Origin of the sequence: Candidatus Aquarickettsia rohweri, from assembly GCF_003953955.1 — a bacterium.
GTDB classification, from domain to species: domain Bacteria; phylum Pseudomonadota; class Alphaproteobacteria; order Rickettsiales; family Midichloriaceae; genus Aquirickettsia; species Aquirickettsia rohweri.
The window spans coordinates 1-19,009 of record NZ_RXFM01000013.1; the positions used below are offsets into that span (position 1 = coordinate 1).

Genomic DNA, 19,009 nt, shown 5'->3' on the forward strand with positions numbered 1-19,009 from the left:
TCCATATAATATTGATAAAAAAATATCATCAAATTAAATTTTTTTTAGAATTATCAAAAAACTTAAGAAACCCAAAGAAAGGCGGATAATACTTGTCAAGATGGGGATATTTTAGCGTTTACCTTCCTCTTGATCTTCTTCTTTGTCATTTTTTTCATCATCAAATATATTAGTAAAAATGTTTTTTAACTTGTTTTGACGTATAAGTGGTAATAATGAAACATCTTTTTGTAGTGATGAAGCAATTTCTTTTTTTACTTTTTCTATGATTTTTAAAATTCCTCTTTGCTGAGTCCAATAAAAATATGTGCTCAACATTAAAAATAATTGATACCCAATAAATATTGTTGTTCCTACACCTGATATAAAGTATGATGCTTTGTCAGAACTACTTTTTTCATTTTCAGAATTTTTATTATTATTGTCTTCTTTTTTATTTTTGTTATTTTCTTCAATAATTTTTTTATTAAGCTTTGCCGAAATAGTATAATAGTATGTATATATAATTAGCTATTTGTTTACTTTTAGAGTATTGAAATAGTGTATTAAATTGTAAAGTATTTAAATCTGTTTGTGAATCTGCAGTAGTATGTATAGTAGTACTTATTTTTTTAACAAGACTGCTATTATTATATTCATATATATTTCCATTTTCAATAGAACTTATTCCATTTGTGTTTGATAATAAAACATCATCATTAGATGGTTTTTCTATAAAAGACGCAATCTTGTTTTTTGATTCTACTAAACGGTCATCAACTTTTTCAGCACCTTGAGCTGAAGATAAATAACTTTTTAGATTGTAAATTAAATTATACTGATTATCTGAGATTTCTGCATCGTTATCAATTAAATTAGCTGCTTTATTTAAAGTGTTAGCTAATTCATTTCCTAAATAATTTTTTATTATATTATCCACTACTCCTTGATCTAAATCTTGGTTATTGCTTAATATTACTTCTCCCCAGTATGGTATTTGTGGATAATTATTATTGTTAGCATAATCATAATTATTTTGATTATATCTATAAAAATTATCTATATAGCCTTGAAATTGTTCTTGTGAATAAATTTCTATCCAAAATTCATTATTTAATAAATGGTTAAAAACATCTAATCTAATATATTCATTATTTTGAAATAATTGAGTTGCATAGTCAGTGTTATTTCCTTCAGCTAAATATTGAAGAAAATCAACTATTTCAGTGCTTTTTAGACTTTCTATATATGAATTATCATCAATTAATTCTTTATATTTCTGTTTTTTTAATAATTGTTGAGTTTCATATGAACTGCTGTTTATATAGTTAATATCTAAGTAATAAATATTATAATCATTAAAATATTTAACCTTCTCTTCACTAAATAATGAACTTATTTTTTCTTTATTTTTTAAAAGAATAGATTGATATAAGTATAGCTCATTTTTTAATCGTTCTTTTTCACTTTCTAATTTTGTAATTTCAATAGTTAATTTTTTACTTTGTTCTTCTTCTTCTTTAGTTGGAGTGCTAAAAAGTCCTGGTTGTAATTTTTTGTTGAAAGATTCTTTATTTTTTTTTGCTTTTCTTAATTCATTTAACATTCCCTCTATAGCATTATAATAACTTATGTAGTCTTCTTTTAGGTTATTAGAAATATTGGTACTATTTGTTATAGTAATATGATCATTTTTATATCCGTGCTTATTTGTATCATAGAGAGATTTTATATAGGATGATATTTGATTATTATAATCATTGCCATCATTATCCCTTATAATAAAATTAGTGAAACTAGAATTTAATGTGTTATCTTTAAATCTATCATTACTATCAGATGAACTATCATTATCGCTTTTTTTAATGCTACTTTTTTTTGATTTTGTTACATCATTGCTATCATTGCTAGTATTTAGTTTTTTATTATTAGAGCTATAATGATCTTTCATATTTAATCCTAACATTTATACTACCTATAAGTGTATATATTTTAATAATAATTTCTAGTTAATTCTAATATAAAAAAGCTTTGCTTGATTTTTTCACCAATTAGTTATATTTAATTATAATGAAATTATGGCGGGTATAGCTCAGTTGGTTAGAGCGCAAGTTTGTGGATCTTGAGGTCGCGGATTCAAATTCCGTTACTCGCCCCATCAAATGGTTGATATGGTATTGAAAAAATTTAATAATCTTGCTGTAATTAATTCAATAGGAAGAATTTGTAAGGAAGATGTTAAATATAATTTTATCGAAGATAAATTTAGAATTATAAACTCTAAGGCTTTTAGGAGACTGGAATATAAAACTCAAGTTTTTATAAATTATACTGGAGATCATTATAGAACAAGGCTTACTCATTCTCTTGAAGTTAGTCAAATAGCTGTTTATATAGCTAAAGAATTAGGCTTAAATTGTGAACTTGCTGAAGTTATTGCCTTGTCTCATGATATTGGACATCCTCCATTTGGTCATGCAGGAGAAGAATCTTTGAATGAAGCAGCTGTTGAATATGGTGGTTTTGACCATAATATTCATGCGATTAAAATTATTTCTATGCTTGAAAAGTATTCATCAAAATATAATGGATTGAATTTAACAATTGACACAATAGATGGAATTTTAAAGCATAATGGGCCAATAACTAATAAAGATAAAATTAATAAATTAAACCAAATTTTAAATAATTACCCTATACAATACAGTAATAATGCGTCATTAGAATCTCAAATTGCTTCAATTGCAGATGATATAGCTTATACAAAGCATGATCTTGATGATGGAATTAGAGCAAAATTTATAAATTTAGAAGAGTTAAAAGGTTTAAAAATTTTTAAAACTAAAGATTTTCAAGTTATTGAAAATGGTAATTATGATAAAGAAATTAATATAAATCAATTCTTAATAAATTTAAGCAGTTTTTTGATTAATGATTTGATTCAACAGACTATTAAAAATGTTAATATCAATAATATTGATAATATAGAAGATATATATGACTTTGGTGGATTTTTTATAGAGTTTTCTAAGGATACAAAAGAAAATTTTATAGAATTAAAAAAATTTTTATTTGATAATGTATATAAGAATTATTTAGTAAACAGGACTACTCATAAGACAAAAATAATCATAAAAGATTTATTCAATCATTTCATGAATAATCCTAAAACATTACCAAAATCATGGCAGACTTCTGATATTTTTATTTATAAAAAATCATTATCAGAAAAAGTGATTAATTACATTGCTGGAATGACAGATAGATATGCTGTAGAAGAGCATAAAAAGATATTTGATTTGTATCATTATTAATTCCTTACAAAATTAATAATTTATGATATATTTTATAAAATTTTAGAAACCTAGATAGCATCATGATTGTCGTAATTTCAAAAAACAAGAATAAAGTAATAGAAAAGAAAGAAATTAAGGCTAATGATCCAATACCAAAAGATACTATTTGGATAGATTTAATAAATCCAGAACCTAAGGAAGAAAAGTATATAGAAAAAATATTGAATATTGAAGCTCCAACAGAAGAAGAAATGGATAAATTTGAGGTTATTAGTCCATTTTATATGGAGAAAGATGCAGACTATATGACTGTCACTATTATGGATAAGGCGTGTGAGGATTATCCTGATAGTACAGCAATAACGTTTATCTTAACAAAAAAATATCTTATAACCACCAGATATGATAAGCCTAAGTCATTTGATTATATGAACTCTTGGATTATTAGGAATAAATCAAAAACTTTTACTCCTGAATATGTACTGACAACAATTATAGATTTTGTTGTTAATTGTTGTGCAGATATTTTAGAAGAAGTTGGAAACGAAATTGATAATTTATTAAAGGTTGTATTTGAAAAGCCTATTGATAAAAAAAAGAATTCTTCAGAGTTTTATAATGATATTATCAGAAGAATAGGGCATACTGGAACTATAATATCAAAAAATAGGGAAAGTTTGGTTAGCTTAAATAGGATGATAATTTATTTTTCTCAGATTGATGATGCAAAATATATGAATAAAAAAGATTCAAGATTAAGGATAAAGCATATTTCTAGAGAAGTTAGCTCTCTAAGTGAGTATGCAAATTTTTTATCTCAGAGAAATAATTTTTTATTGGATGCAACTCTTGGCATGATATCTGTAGAGCAAAACATTATCATAAAAGTATTTACAGTAGCAGCTGCAATATTTATGCCACCGACATTAATAGCAAGTATCTATGGTATGAATTTTAAGTTTATGCCAGAGATTGATTTGGAATTGGGATATCCCATAGCATTAATATTGATTATAATTTCAGCAATTATACCATACTTATATTTTAAGAGAAAAGGTTGGTTATAAATAAATATGGAAAGTACTTATAGTTGCTAAGCTAACCCTTACAGTTTTATGATTTTTTAAGTTAAATTTATTATAGAATAAACTCTTTATTACTTAGAACTTTTTGAATAAATTCCCATTTTTTTCAGTATACATTTCACGATCTTGTTTGTATCGTATTGCTAATTCTTTTTTTAATTTAACATATTCATTAGCTATTTTAGTATTAATTCTAAGAGTATCTCGAAATTTTATTCTTTCTTTCCATAAAGTGCTTTCATATGGTACTAAATGAAGATGATGTGTACGTAAGTTAGGAGATGGTTTGCAAAACCAATGCATTACCTCTTTTTTATATGGAAAATAATTGTATCCCTGTTGTATTAATAATTCTATTGCTGGTTTAGAATGTTCTAATGATTTAACACCAAACATTATATCAATAACTGGTTTAGCTGTTAGTCCAGGAACTGAAGTACTACCAATATGCTCTATACTTCCATATAACCATTGTACTATAGTATCCATTAACAAATCTTTCTCTTCTTTATATTTTAAAGGCCAATCTGGATTATATTTTGACAATATTATGGGTGCTTCCTTTTTTTGTAAATTAAATTTATCTACCATGTTTTGAATTTTAATCTCTTAGAATTATGTCAAAATAAAGGATATGCTAATAACTCCTTATAAAAGATTTTGATTTTATATTGTTTGTTATAAAGTCTCAAAGTTCTTATTAAATTTATAGTTTTTATTCTCTAAATTATTATGAAAATTTTTATTTTTTATATGTTTTTCATTATTAGGATATTTATTATATAACCCATTTTTAATTTCTAATTGTTTTAAGTGCGATATTGAATAAGAATAACCGATTAACATAGGTACAAATATCACCCATAAAGAATAATAACCTATATATTTGCTAAAATATATTAAACCAAATGATGTAACTAGAAAAGAAAAAGCTGTTGCAATTCCATATGATGTTGCAATAAGTCTAAAGCGCTTCATCACTGGAAAATAACTAAACCAAGTTGATAATTCCAATGTACCTGATAATGTTATCGCAGGAAAAAAGAAGAGTACTTGTAATAATAATATTATTAATAAATTGGATGTATTGGCAATGAGATACGGTGTAAATACTAATAAAATAGCAAATACACTTAAAAAGAATATGGTAATTTTTATTGGATGGAATTTTTTTGTTAGAAAAGCTACAACTCCTGATAGTATTATAGTTATGAAAGATACTTTTATATTATGTTCTATAATTTCTTCTGTACTTAAGCTAAAATTTTGCTTCATAATTTCGTTAAAATATACATATATTACATAAATTGAAGCTGGTATAATAATAATAGATGCCATGCAATAAACTAAGCTTTTAAAATTTATTTTGTCATTAGATTTATTAGTGTTTTTTAAAGTATTGATTTGTTTATTATTAATTTTACGCTGTAGCTTAATAAAATCAGGAGTTTCTCTTAATCTTATTCTTGCCATTAATCCTATTATAGCTATACCTGCACCAAATAAGAACGCTAATCTCCAATTAAGATTAACTGTAAGTGCAAAAAAAGCTATAATTAATGATAAAAATCCTCCTATTTGACTAAATAAGCCTATGATACCGCAAGCAAAGTGTTTTTTAGGAGATACCATAATTTCTGAAAGGTATAGTGAAGCTCCTATTACTTCTCCAAGAGATGAAAATCCTTGCGACATTCTACAGAGTATAATAATTATACTTGCTGTAATTCCAATTTCTTTATATGTTCCTGTAAAAGCTATTGTAATACATGAAATTGCCATTAAAGAGGTAGTTATCATAATTGTGGATTTTCTACCTATCTTATCTCCTATCCATCCTATTACAAAACCTCCGAAAGGTCTTAATATAAAAGTTGAACAAAAAGCGGCAGCTCCTAAAAGCTTAGCAATTAATGGATTAGATTGTGGAAAAAATAAGTCGTTTAAAAGTACAGACATGTGCACGTATAACATTAGGTCAAAATATTCTAAGAAAGTTCCAATAGAAAGTAGCCCAATTGCTTCTTTTTCCGAGCTTGATAAACTAATACTGTTAGTCATTATATTTAATCTACTTTTCATTTTGTTAAAAAAATAATGTAGAAAATAAATAAGCTAATTTCAATCATTAAATATATAATTTTCCTTTAATTAAAAAATTAATATAAAATTAAATTTTTACCTCTGTAGTAACAATGAATCTATTGCCATCAATATTATAATGTAGTTCTGCAAATGCTGCAGTCCATTTATTATTAGGAATATCTATATTAATTAAGCATTCAGAAATATTGTTACAGTGAAAGTTAATATTTTTAAATTTAAATTTATTATCACATAAGTTGTTAGTGAAAAAAGATAATATTTTTTTTAAAACTAGATTCATATATGAGTATGAAGTTATACATCTAAAATCTCTAGAATTATTATTTATTGAATACCATAATAAAACTTTTTCAGGTTTAATTGATGAAGTAATATTTATGCTATTTTGTTTAAACTCCCATTTTATATCTGGTAAAATTATGTTTTTAGCCTGAAATTTATAAAATGTAGAAATAGCATCATCTACTTTCTTTTGATTTCCAAGTGCATCAGAAATAGGGTTTCCTGAGAGATAATGCATTGAATTAGGTAAATACCTAATGTAATTTTGATTACCAGGAAGTTTATTAAAATAGAATTTAGATGAATCTGGGACAAAAAAATCATCACCACTTGAGTTTATAATATATTTTGGAATTGAAAGACGTGATTGATACTTCTTATCATATTCAGGGGATAAGTAACTAAATGGATCTTCAATTTTCATTAATTGTTTAAAGTTTTTAGAATGTATTTTATCTATAACTCCAGCATTTTTATAATCTCTTAAAGCTTCAGGACAACCATCTTTATATGATTGACATATGTGAGAAATAGTTTCAGGAACATTTAATATATCAATTACAATAGGGATAATTGCAGACACTCTTGAATCTTCTAATGCAGCTAACCAAATTGCCCAGCCTCTTTTAGAAGCACCTGCTAATATAAATTCTTGAATTTTAATATCATATTTTTTTAAAAATATATCATAAGAAGCATCTATAGCTTTAATGACCGATTTTGCCATAGGTAAATGGCCAGCTAGATAAGCATTTTTATAAGGATTATCCATTACTTTTAAATAGGTGCTAGCTAAAATTTGATCTTCTTTTTGTAATTTTTCATCTATTAATAGAAATTGATTGGGATTATTTCTTAGTTCTATAACTGGTAATTGTGTTTGTTTAGCTATTTCTGCAAAATTAACTTTTTCTTTAGTAAGCTCTTCTTTTCCATCTTTATTATTATACCCTGCATTTACATATAATAAAATTTTATTAAATTTAATATTTGATTTAGGTATATAAATGATTAGTTTATGTTTCCAAATTGTTTGGGTCATGCTATCGGTTTTATTGATAGGCCATTTTTGTGCAGTTAATAGATATACTAATATATCTAAATCGTTTGAATTACTTTTTTCAAGAAATTCATAATTATAAGCATCATCATCGTATTTAATAAAGTTAGTTAAAACTTCAGACAGATTTTTAGGCTCTACTATATTAAGATTATCGGAAAAAGATAACTGATAATAACCTATAAAAATTGTAAAAAAAATAGCTACTATTTTATATTTATTTAGCATCATACCAACTCTCTCCGTAAGAAATTTCAACATCAATGGGTATGGACAGTTTAAAAGCATTCATCATAGTATTTTTAATTTTAATGCAACTTTCTTCTACTATATTTTTAGGTATCTCAAATAAAAGTTCATCATGTATTTGTAAAATTAGAAAATCTTGAAGTTTAGAGCTTAAGCTTACCATAGCTTTTTTTATTATTTCTGATGCAGTTCCTTGAATAGGCGCATTAATTGCAGCTCTTTCTGCAAAATTTCTTAAATTATAATTCCTATCATTAATATTTTCAACATAGCATTTTCTTCCCATTAAGGTTTTTACATACCCATGCTTTTTTGCAAATTGAATCGTTGTATCCATATATTCTTTAATACCTGGATATTGTTTGAAGTATGACTCAATATAGCTAAAAGCTTCTTCTCTGCTTATTTGTAAACTATTTGCAAGTCCATAAGCACTTTGACCATATATAATACCAAAATTTATAGCTTTTGCTTTCCTTCTATATTCAGAATTTACTTCTTCAAGCGGTATATTGAAAATTTGACTTGCAGTAATACTATGAATGTCCTTTTTATTTTTAAATGCTTCTTTTAGGCTATTAATATTAGCAATATCTGCTAATATTCTAAGCTCAATTTGCGAATAATCACCAGAAACAATTAAGTGATTTTCTTTTGCAATAAATGCTTTTCTTATTTGATTACCGTCGTTTGTTCTGATTGGTATGTTTTGTAAATTAGGATCATGAGAAGATAATCTAGCAGTTGAAGTAGTAGTTAATGAAAATGTAGTATGAATTCTACCATCAGATTTATTTATTGCTTTTTGAAGTGCATTTATATAAGTGCTAATCAATTTTGAATAGTGCCTCCATTCTAAAATTTTTTCAGCAATTAATATTCCTGATGAAGCATGTTTCTCTAAAGTCTCTGCATCAGTTATATAACTTCCACTTTTTTTAGATTTTTTTCCACCTTCTAATTTTAATTTATCAAATAATATTTCTCCTATTTGTTTCGGGGAACCAATATTAAATTCTTCATCAGATAATTGATAAATCTCTTCTTGCACCAATTTCAGTTTTTTTTCAAATTTTATACCTAAGTTAACTAGTAAATCTTTATCAACCTTTATCCCTTTATTTTCAATTTTGACCAGCAATGAAAGCAGTGGGTTTTCAATAGCTTCATATATTTCAAATTTTCTTTCTTTTGCAAGTTGTGACTTTAAGGTTTCATGCAATAAATAAATGCAAAAAGCATCATAATTCTTATAGCTAATATTGTAATGCTCAATTAAATTTTCTAAGTTAATTTTTTGTTTTCCAGTATGTAAGACATATGAAAGTAAAGAAATATCGTCAAAAGATATAAATTTTATATCTAGATTATTGCAAATGTGTATTATTGATTTAGCATCAAAACATATTTTTTTGATTGATGTTGCTTCAAAAACATTTTTAAGTTTTTGGATGATATTGTTTAGAGAGTTATTATTTTTATCTTCAAATGATAGTAGGTTAAGTTGATTATCTAAATTTATTTTATAGAGATTATCTCCAAAATAACAGAAAAATACATTCTCATGAACATGGAAGCAGAATTTTCCAAATTTCTCAATATCTAATTGCAACTTACATAATTCATCTAAAGAAATTGATTTTGAATTTACAGTTTTGACATTGTTTGTAGAGTTATTTTTAGAATTAATTAATTTTTTTGTATTAAGTGATTTAAATTCATATTTATTAAGAAAATTAGAGAGTTTGTCTTCATCTATATTTGTGAATTTAAGTTCTTCTATATTAAAAGGGACTTTAACTTCATGATCTAAGGTAACAAGTTTTTTGGATAAAAATGCTTCTTTTTTTGAATCATTTAATAAAGCTTGTATTCTAACAGGTTCAACTTTTTCAATATTATCATATGCATTTTCAAGAGTGTTAAATTGTTTTAGCAGTTTAGCTGCAGTTTTTGGACCAACTTTTTTTACTCCAGGTATATTATCAGATGCATCTCCAACTAGTGAAAGATAATCAATCATTTGTGTATGCTTGATTCCATATTTTTCTAATACTATATCTGAGGTAATATGTTTTTTCTTAAGAGGGTCAAAAATTTCAACTTTATCTTGCATTAATTGAATTAGGTCCTTATCTGAGCTAATAATTCTAACTTTAAAATCATTTTTTAGTGCAAGAGTTGTGTATGTTGCGATAATATCATCGGCTTCGAAACCTGGAACTTCAATTGCTTTAATACCAAATGCTTCGATTGCTTCTCGTATTATTGGAAATTGTATTTTTAAATCTTCATCTGGCTCATCTCTATGGGCTTTATATTCAGGATATATATCATTTCTAAATGTGATTTTGCCACTATCTAATGCTATTGCAAGCATTTCGCAATCATTGTCTTCAATTAGTCTTGCAAGCATATTGATAAAACCATAAACAGCTCCAACAGGGATATCCTTAGAAGTTGTGAGTGGTGGTAAAGAATGGAAGGCTCTGAATACGAAGTTATATCCGTCTACAATGCATAATGACATGTTTAATTTATACCAATAATTTGCTTAACTTTACTTATATTTTTTTCTGCAATAGCTTTGGCTCTTATTATTCCATCTTTTATAATTTGTTCAAGATATTTTTTATCCTCAAGAATTTTTATTGCTTCTTTGTGTATAGGACAAATATTTTTTATTATAATATTAGCTAAATACTCTTTAAATTCAGAATTTTTAGAAGATTTAAAATTGTTAGTTGCTTCATTTGCATCAATTCCAGTAAAGCAAGAGTAGATATCAATAAGATTTGAAATTTCTGGTCTCTTTTCTGGATCATAGCTAATTCCTTCTATATCATCTGTTTTTGCTTTGCGTATTTTCTTTCTTATTAAATCTTCATCATCTGACATATTTATTCTAGAGAGATCAGAAGGGTCAGATTTGCTCATCTTGTTAGAAGCATCCTTTAAACTCATTATTCTTTTTGCTTTTGAATTTATTAAAACATCAGGAACTGTAAATACTTCGATATTTGCTTTTCTATTAAATGAAATTGCAATGTCTCTGGCAAGTTCTATGTGTTGTTTTTGATCTTCTCCAACAGGTACAATATTTGCGTTATAAAGCAATATATCTGCAGCCATAAGAACCGGATAAGAATAAAGTCCTAAATTTGCTGTTTCTTTGTTTTTTCCAGCTTTATCTTTAAATTGAGTCATCCTATTAAGCCATCCCATTTGTGTGAAACAACTTAATATCCAAGCTAGTTCTAAATGCTCTGATATTTTTGATTGTTGAAAAATTATTACTTTATCAGGGTCTAGCCCTGCTGCAATATAAAGTGCAATATTATACTTTATGTTTTGCTGAAGTTCCTCTGGATTGAAATCTGATGTGAGTGAGTGAAGATCAACTATACAAAATAGGCATTCATATTGATCTTGCATTGCAACCCAGTTTTTAATTGCTCCAAGATAGTTTCCAATTGTAATTTTGCCAGTTGGCTGTATGCCTGAGAAAACTCTTTTCTTAGTGTTCATCAAATATGTTTATTGTCCAAAAGTAAGGCTATGATACTATAATATCATAGCCATTACTAGGGAATATAGCTAATTCCTTATAATTTAATTGCAGTTTCGCTCGTTGCTTATGTGGGGTTACCACACTTAGCTCCTCTCTCAACACACTTCAATTAAAGTTATTTAGCTATAATTATATTGCACACATATCATCATATTGTATAAATGGTGTATCTAGAGTACAAAAATTATTTGATAATTCAATTGCCTCTTGCTGTTGAGGAGCTTCAGTATTAAGAATATAATTATATAGCAAATATTTTGATGCAATCATAAAAAACCAGTTATTGCCATTTTTTTTTCCATGTTATTCATATATAGGTTTTGATTATAATATCCAGGCATATTTATCTGCATAGGGCCAAGATCAGCATCTGGATCAGGTGGAGGTGAAGTTAGAATGTTATGTACATATGGAGCCATGTATACGCTGTGATCAGAAAAGTATGTTGTTAGTCCTGCAATTGATAAACCTATTGAAATTGAATCGTAAATTGTAGTTTTAGATTCTTGTTGCTCTGTCATTTACATTTACCTTAAAAAATATTTATATCTATTAGTTATACTTATGAAATATTACAATTACGTTAAGGTTTTTGTGAAAAACGTTAAGATTACGTTAAATTTTTATATTTGTTATTTACTATTGGTTTGCCACATTCGTTTTACTCATTCGCAATGACTAGATATAAATATTGATTGCCGCGCTTCACTGAGTTCGCTCGCAATGACTGTTGCTAAATTTGTCATCATGAGGGAGAGGACGTTTACACCTATCACCCACAGTCATCACGAGCCCCGCAAGGGGCGTGGTGATCCAGAATTGTTGCTTCAATTATGTTTGTTGATAATTTTTCTGGATTGCCACGAGCACAATGTGCTCTTGCAATTGACAACATAATACACAGTCATCACGAGAGAGAAATGTAATTCCGACTGTGGTGATCCAGTAATTATATATCCCATAATTTCAAGAGGGCGATTATAAATATTTTAGATATCAACTTCTATCTTAGTACCAACTATAACTATTATTTTTTGTACTCATGTATATACTTAAGTCTATATTATTATTATACGATTTTGCTGTTTGGTCACATATTCTCAGAAAATACAGCTTTATAAATCTATTATATGTTTATATAAGTTTTATTGGAGCATTTATTTCCTATATAAATTTAAGAAATTTATTATTAAATCATATTAAAATTATAAAACTTTATTTAATTTTTGCAAATTAATAAAATATATTGTATAAGTTATGGTTAAAATTTTTAATTAGAATTAAAAGTGGAGTCAAAAGTGCAAAAAATAAAAGAAAATGATTTTAAAATTGCTATAAGTAAAGGTTTAGATAGTTTCTCAGACATTAGTGTTAATCCAAATAAACATTATTCAATTATAATTAATGAAGATGGATTAGAAAGAGATGTTACACTTTTATCTTATTGTTCTGAAATAGCAAATTATGAATGTGTTAAAAAAATGTTAGATTTAGGTGCAGACCCAAATGAATTAGTTGATGGATATAGGCAAAAATATACTGCATTACATATGGTTATTTATGGAGCTAATGGTGTTATTAGTGCATTAGGAGAAAGAAAAAATATTATATCTATTTTAATTGAAAAAGGTGCTGATATACATTATAGAGGTAATGATATATATAGTTGGCCTCCCTTAGCTGTTGCAGATTGGAAGTTTTCGAAGGAAGCATTTGTTCTTGGAGAGCATCTGATTAGATATGGTGTAGATTGGAAGATTATCGGTTCTGCAGAGTCAAGCAAAGCTGCAGCTATAGATGGTCCATCTAATCCATCAGTAACTCCAATAAGATATTTATTATCAGGTTCAGAATCATTTAGATTGTTTGCATGTAAGGAAGCTTTAAAGGTATTATCAACCTCTAAATGTGAACTTAGTTCAAAATTAGCCGAATCTACTGTCACTTCACTTAAAAATGTAGCTGTATCATATAACGATGGTGAAATATTTGTAATGGGTGATAATGATTATAAATTTGATTGCAATTATCTTTTTGAGTTAACAGATATTAGTGATATTTTGAAATCTAAACTAGGGGTGTTAGATAATTTAACAAATGTTGAAGGTTTTGAGGTGCATGCAAAAATATTTGAAGATTGTCAAGTTATTGACGTATTGCAAAAATTTGATGTTGTGGAGAGCGATATTTCGCAAAGTGGCATTGATTAAAAATTAAATATCAAAGCAGAAATTGATGAAGGAGTAGTTGTAGATAATTTGCATGAAGAAAATGCAGAAATTATAAATGATACATTTTTTTCATCAATGACAAAATTTGTATGTCAGTATACTGGCTTTTTTTGTTAGATTAAAATTTATTACTTATAATATAAGGTTAAGGTTTAATTTCCTGCGGATGCTTTTTATGAATTCTAGCAATGTCAGTGTATAAAATTTATAATTCTTTATTGATATTTCTACTATTATAGCATATAAGTATAGCTTATCAGCATCAAGGGCTATTTATTTGGCATGCCTTTGAAGCGATTTAATAAAATTATTGGAGATAAAATGCCTAAAATGAAAACAAAATCGAGCGCTAAAAAGCGCTTTAAATTGACTGCAAGTGGAAAATTCAAGGCTCCACAAGCTAATAAACAGCATAATATGAGAAAGCGTAGTAAGCGCCAAATCAGAAATCAAAGAGGTACTGATGTATTGCCAAAGGTTGAGGCAAGAAGAATTCCTGCTTATATGCCATATGCTTAAATTTTAATTTGTGGAGATAAAAAATGTCAAGAGTTAAACGCGGAGTCACAACAAAAGCTCGTCATAAGAAAATTATTAAATTAGCTAAAGGCTATAGAGGCAGAGCGAAAAATTGCTTTAGGGTTGCAATACAAAGAGTTGAAAAAGGTTTGCAATATGCCTATAGGGATAGAAGAACTAAAAAGAGAGATTTTAGAGCATTATGGATTCAAAGGATCAATGCTGCCACAAGAGCTCATGGTTTAGCATATTCGCAATTTATTAAAGGAATAAAACTTGCTGGAATTACTTTAAATAGAAAGATGTTATCTGAGCTTGCTATACACAATGCAGATGCATTTAATCAAATATTAAATAAAGCTCAAGAAGCATTAAAGAAAGAAGCAGCAAAATCTGTTTAGTAGTTTTTATTATTAATATTTTTACATGTTAAAGGAACTGGACTCTATATATCAAGAATTTAAAAGTTCAATTAAGGTAGTTGAAAATGAAAATGAATTAAATGATATTAGGGTAAAGTTTCTTGGTAAAAATGGGAGTGTAACTAATGAAGCTAAAAAGATTGCTTTGGTTTCTCAGGATGAAAAGAAAGAATTTGGAGCTAAAGTAAATAAGCTAAAAGATTATATTCAAAAAGAAATACAAAAAGTAAAAAACTATATAGAAGAAAAAGTTCTTAATGAAAAACTTAAGAATGAGTCAATAGATGTAACTTTGCCTGGAAGAGGATATCAAAGAGGGAAAGTTCATCCCATATCTTATACGATTGATAAAATCAAAAATATATTTTATTCTATGGGATTTAAGCATATAGATGGTCCTGATATTGATAATGAATGGAATAATTTTACAGCACTTAATATACCTGAAAATCACCCTGCAAGGCAAATGCATGATACTTTTTATGTAGAAAAGAAATCTGAGGATAAAGACAATTTACTTTTAAGGACTCATACTTCTACAGTGCAAATAAGGTATATGCTTAAAAATAAACCACCTCTTAAAATTTTCTCAGTAGGAAAAGTTTATAGATCTGATTATGATGCAACTCACACTCCAATGTTTCATCAATTTGAATGCTTAGTTGTTGATGAAAAATCAAATGTAATGGATTTACAAGCATGTCTAAAATGTTTTTTAAGACTATTTTTTGATTCTGATCAAATACCTATGAGATTTAGATCTAGTTATTTTCCATTTACAGAGCCTTCTTTTGAAGTAGACGTAAAATGTGATAGAAGTAAAAAAGGAGAAATCCAAATAGGTAAAGGTGATGATTGGTTAGAAATACTTGGATGTGGAATGGTAAATCAAAAAGTTCTTGAGAATGTTGGTATTGATTCATCAAAATATCAAGGCTTTGCATTTGGAGTTGGTGTTGAAAGATTAGCAATGTTGAAGTATAATATTTCAGATTTAAGAAGCTTTTTTGAAGGAGATATTAGATGGCTCAATCACTATGGATTTTAAAATAAATGCATATTACCATACTTTTATTGATATTTTCGTATTTAATTGGAAGTATACCGTCGGGTTTAATTTTTAGTAAAATTTTAAATAAAGGTGATATTAGAAAATCTGGTTCAGGAAATATTGGTGCAACTAATGCATTAAGAGTAGGAGGCAAATTATTAGGATCACTCACATTAATGTTTGATTTGTTAAAAGGATTAATTGTTGTTATTGTTGCAAAATTATTAGGAATTGAATTTATTGGAATATATGGTTTTGCTTGTATTTTAGGTCATATTTTTCCTATATGGCTAAAATTTAGAGGTGGTAAAGGTGGTGCAACTGTATTTGGTGTGGTTTTAGGTATGCATGTAATTATAGGGGCTGTTATGATGTTATTATGGATTATTGTTTTTAGAGCTTCAAAAATTTCATCTCTTGCTTCTCTTAGTAGTATAACAATATCTATTATAGCTTTATCATTTGGAGAGCATTACATTGATTCTATATTTTTAATATTAAGTTTACTCTTGATTGTTTATAAGCATAAAGATAACATAATAAGACTTTATAATGGTGAGGAAAGTAAAATTTCTTTATAGTTGCTAATTTATAACTGAAAGATATGTCAATACGAGTTTTATCAACCAATACAATTAATAAAATTGCTGCAGGTGAAGTTATTGATAGACCATTATCGGTAATTAAAGAGCTAACTGAAAATTCAATTGATGCAGGTGCAACTGAAATAGTAATTGAGATTAGCAGAGGTGGGAGGAATTTTATTTCAGTAACTGATAATGGAAGAGGTATGAGTAAGAATGAGTTAAATCTTGCACTCGAGAGACATGCTACCTCAAAACTTATGGAGGAGGATATAACAAATATTCAATTTTTAGGTTTTAGAGGTGAGGCTTTACCTTCTATTGCATCAGTAAGTAAAGTTAATATTAAAAGTAGAGCAGCTGATTCTGAAGATGCATGGGAATTACAAATTTGTGGAGGAGGAGAATCAGAAATCAAACCAGTTTCTTGCAATATAGGTACTACAATTCAAATTACGGATTTATTTTTTACAACACCAACAAGATTAAAATTCTTGAAATCTGAAGCTAGTGAAACGAGTGCATCTATTGAATTGGTAAATAAGCTTGCTCTATCAAGAGAAAACATTAGTTTTAAATTAGTATCAAATGATAAAGTTATAATAGATACTCCACTTCAAGAAAAATCAATACTCGAGTCTTCTAAAAGAATTGAAGATATACTGGGTAAAAAGTTTGTAGAAAATTCTATAAAATTTAACTTTGAGGAAGACGATATTAAAGTTTATGGATACGCATCTATTCCAACATTTAATGCTGCAACTTCTTTAAATCAGCATTTCTTTATAAATAAAAGATTTGTTAAAGATAAGGTGTTATCAGTTGCTGCAAGAGCTGCTTATCGCAATCTAATTCCTCATAATAGATTTCCTCAAATAGTATTATATCTAGATATCAATCCAAAGCTTGTTGATGTAAACGTCCATCCTACTAAAGCAGAAGTTAGATTTAGAGATGAACAACGCATTAAAGGTATTATAATTAATGCTATAAGAACTGCTATAACAAATTCTGAATTAAAAAATAATAATGAGCTAGCAAAAGAAGCTGTGAGATTTTTTAAGCCTCAAGAACTTTCTTATCCTCAAAATAAAGTATTAAACTTAGATCATGAAAAGTCATCAAGTGAAAAAAGAGATAGACTTGATGATTTATTAAAAAGCCATAAATCTATAATTAATAATGATATTATTAAAGATTTTTCCAATATTGATTCAAGAGATCAAGAAATCAATGATATAAAAGATAATAAAGAATATCTAAGTAATTTTGTTAAAAGTGAGCTAAAGGAACAGAAGGAACAAAATGAAGAGAATATAGAAAATATTGGTGATGATGAGTTTCCACTTGGATTTGCTAAATGCCAAATTGATAAGACATATATTATTGCAGAAAAAAGTGATTCTTTAATTTTAGTGGATCAACATGCTGCTCATGAAAGGCTGACTTTGGAAAAAATAAAATTGCAACTTAAAGGAGGGGCTCTTGAGGGCCAAATTTTATTGGTGCCTGAGGTAGTAAACTTAGATAAAGTTTTAACAGAACAAATAATGCAGAAAAAGGAAAATCTTCAAAAATTTGGTTTAGTGATTGAAAGAAATGGAATTTCCCAAGTTACTGTTAGGCAAGTTCCAGTAATAATGCAAAATTTAGATATACCTGGTTTCGTAAAAAATATAGCTGAAAGTATACATTTATTTGATGACATCAGCTTGATTAATGAAAAGATAGAGGAAATTTGGGGTAATATTGCTTGTCACTATAGTATTAGGGCTGGAAGAGTTTTGAATATTGAAGAAATGAATCAATTGCTTAGAGAGATTGAAAAAACTCCTTTATCCGAACAATGTAATCATGGTAGGCCAACATTTGTAAAACTTGAATTAAAAGATATCAGAAAGATTTTCGAACGGTTATGAGCTAGATAATTATCAGATCATGTTATTGCGAGCAGAAGCATAAGCTGTAGTGCAGAAATTCAGTAAGGTTAACCTGAGCTGCAGATAATAATTGCTTTGTAAGAGGCAAAAGAAGTATTATATACAAACACTTGAATACAATTTCTTTATCAATATAGTCATTGAGAGAGCATTTTAATGCTCGCGGCAATCCAGGGCAGGGAAGTTATTAACAAATGTAATTAAGGTAACAATTATGGATCACCACGCCACTAACGTGGCTCGTGATGACTGTATACGGTTGTAATACCCATCCTTCATGATGACTATGTTTATTTTGTCATTGCCACACTCACTTCGTTCGTTCGCAATGACTATATAGTTGCTCCGTAAGCGCTAAAATAAGGGCATCTAGGCAAGAATAAAAATAAGTGGTAGAACAAAAGCCTAAAAAAATAGAGGCTAATGATGCTATTAGAAAAAAAGAAAAAAAGAATAAGTAATGAAAAATGGAAAGAGCTAGTAGAAGAATATAAAAAAAAGTAATGTAAGTAAATATGAATTTTGTAAGCAAAAGAATGTGCCGAGAAGTACATTTTATAAATGGCACAGAATTCTTGTAGGAAATAAAAGAAATACAGTAAAAAATAAATTTATACCAATAAGAGTGAAAGAA

Annotated in this window: 18 protein-coding genes and 1 tRNA gene; 10 read left to right on the forward strand and 9 right to left on the reverse strand. The window is 27.3% G+C overall.

Going from position 1 to position 19,009, the window contains the following annotated elements; translation table 11 throughout:
- Positions 1–111: 111 nt before the first annotated feature.
- A complete protein-coding gene (locus EIC27_RS01475) occupies positions 112–318 on the reverse strand; it encodes a hypothetical protein (RefSeq protein ID WP_126044391.1) in 207 nt (68 codons plus the stop codon).
- A 148-nt stretch (positions 319–466) separates the two neighbouring features.
- Complete coding sequence (locus tag EIC27_RS01480; RefSeq protein ID WP_126044392.1) at positions 467–1,945, reverse strand: hypothetical protein; 1,479 nt, start codon at positions 1,943–1,945, stop codon at positions 467–469.
- Positions 1,946–2,060: 115 nt separating this feature from the next.
- Between EIC27_RS01480 and EIC27_RS01485 the strand changes: the two genes are divergently transcribed.
- The 3 genes from EIC27_RS01485 (at position 2,061) to EIC27_RS01495 (ending at position 4,342) form a co-directional block, all read left to right on the forward strand.
- A tRNA-His gene (locus tag EIC27_RS01485) sits at positions 2,061–2,137 on the forward strand.
- A 13-nt stretch (positions 2,138–2,150) separates the two neighbouring features.
- Complete coding sequence (dgt, locus tag EIC27_RS01490; RefSeq protein WP_205702311.1) at positions 2,151–3,293, forward strand: dGTP triphosphohydrolase; 1,143 nt, start codon at positions 2,151–2,153, stop codon at positions 3,291–3,293.
- Between the two features lie 62 nt (positions 3,294–3,355).
- Positions 3,356–4,342 carry a magnesium transporter CorA family protein gene (locus EIC27_RS01495; RefSeq protein ID WP_126044394.1) on the forward strand — a complete coding sequence of 329 codons (987 nt, stop codon included), beginning with the start codon at positions 3,356–3,358 and terminating at the stop codon, positions 4,340–4,342.
- Positions 4,343–4,435: 93 nt separating this feature from the next.
- On the opposite strand, the gene EIC27_RS01500 is transcribed toward EIC27_RS01495, so the two are convergent.
- The 7 genes from EIC27_RS01500 to EIC27_RS01525 form a co-directional block, all read right to left on the reverse strand.
- Positions 4,436–4,951, reverse strand: a complete 516-nt coding sequence (locus EIC27_RS01500; protein WP_126044395.1) for a GrpB family protein — start codon at positions 4,949–4,951, stop codon at positions 4,436–4,438.
- 87 nt (positions 4,952–5,038) lie between these two features.
- The gene (locus tag EIC27_RS01505) at positions 5,039–6,442 is read right to left on the reverse strand and encodes an MFS transporter (protein ID WP_126044396.1); all 1,404 of its coding nucleotides are present in this window, start codon (positions 6,440–6,442) and stop codon (positions 5,039–5,041) included.
- An 88-nt stretch (positions 6,443–6,530) separates the two neighbouring features.
- Positions 6,531–8,039: a PhoPQ-activated protein PqaA family protein gene (locus EIC27_RS01510; RefSeq protein ID WP_162298294.1), complete on the reverse strand. Its 1,509-nt coding sequence runs from the start codon at positions 8,037–8,039 to the stop codon at positions 6,531–6,533.
- On the reverse strand, positions 8,026–10,587 hold the full coding sequence (gene polA, locus EIC27_RS01515) for a DNA polymerase I (RefSeq protein ID WP_126044398.1): 2,562 nt from the start codon (positions 10,585–10,587) through the stop codon (positions 8,026–8,028). Before polA ends, EIC27_RS01510 begins: the two co-directional genes overlap by 14 nt.
- 2 nt (positions 10,588–10,589) lie before the next feature.
- Positions 10,590–11,585, reverse strand: coding sequence for a tryptophan--tRNA ligase (trpS, locus tag EIC27_RS01520; protein WP_126044399.1), 996 nt, complete (start codon positions 11,583–11,585; stop codon positions 10,590–10,592).
- Positions 11,586–11,757: 172 nt separating this feature from the next.
- Positions 11,758–11,898, reverse strand: coding sequence for a hypothetical protein (locus EIC27_RS06945; RefSeq protein ID WP_154663835.1), 141 nt, complete (start codon positions 11,896–11,898; stop codon positions 11,758–11,760).
- A complete protein-coding gene (locus tag EIC27_RS01525) occupies positions 11,895–12,149 on the reverse strand; it encodes a hypothetical protein (protein WP_126044400.1) in 255 nt (84 codons plus the stop codon). Before EIC27_RS01525 ends, EIC27_RS06945 begins: the two co-directional genes overlap by 4 nt.
- A gap of 777 nt (positions 12,150–12,926) precedes the next feature.
- Here EIC27_RS01525 and EIC27_RS01530 point away from each other — a divergent pair.
- From EIC27_RS01530 to tnpA, 7 genes are all read left to right on the forward strand, one after another.
- Positions 12,927–13,838: an ankyrin repeat domain-containing protein gene (locus EIC27_RS01530; RefSeq protein WP_126044401.1), complete on the forward strand. Its 912-nt coding sequence runs from the start codon at positions 12,927–12,929 to the stop codon at positions 13,836–13,838.
- Between the two features lie 342 nt (positions 13,839–14,180).
- Entirely contained in the window at positions 14,181–14,378 is a 198-nt protein-coding gene (gene rpmI / locus EIC27_RS01535) for a 50S ribosomal protein L35 (RefSeq protein WP_126044402.1), read from the forward strand.
- Positions 14,379–14,401: 23 nt separating this feature from the next.
- Complete coding sequence (gene rplT / locus EIC27_RS01540) at positions 14,402–14,779, forward strand: 50S ribosomal protein L20 (RefSeq protein ID WP_126044403.1); 378 nt, start codon at positions 14,402–14,404, stop codon at positions 14,777–14,779.
- Between the two features lie 25 nt (positions 14,780–14,804).
- Positions 14,805–15,848, forward strand: coding sequence for a phenylalanine--tRNA ligase subunit alpha (gene pheS / locus EIC27_RS01545; protein ID WP_126044404.1), 1,044 nt, complete (start codon positions 14,805–14,807; stop codon positions 15,846–15,848).
- A gap of 5 nt (positions 15,849–15,853) precedes the next feature.
- Positions 15,854–16,432, forward strand: a complete 579-nt coding sequence (gene plsY / locus EIC27_RS01550) for a glycerol-3-phosphate 1-O-acyltransferase PlsY (protein ID WP_126044405.1) — start codon at positions 15,854–15,856, stop codon at positions 16,430–16,432.
- A gap of 23 nt (positions 16,433–16,455) precedes the next feature.
- Positions 16,456–18,354, forward strand: coding sequence for a DNA mismatch repair endonuclease MutL (gene mutL / locus EIC27_RS01555; protein WP_126044406.1), 1,899 nt, complete (start codon positions 16,456–16,458; stop codon positions 18,352–18,354).
- Positions 18,355–18,865: 511 nt separating this feature from the next.
- Positions 18,866–19,009 (forward strand): IS66 family insertion sequence element accessory protein TnpA (tnpA, locus tag EIC27_RS08065; RefSeq protein WP_410519455.1); only part of this gene is annotated, 144 nt, incomplete at its 3' end.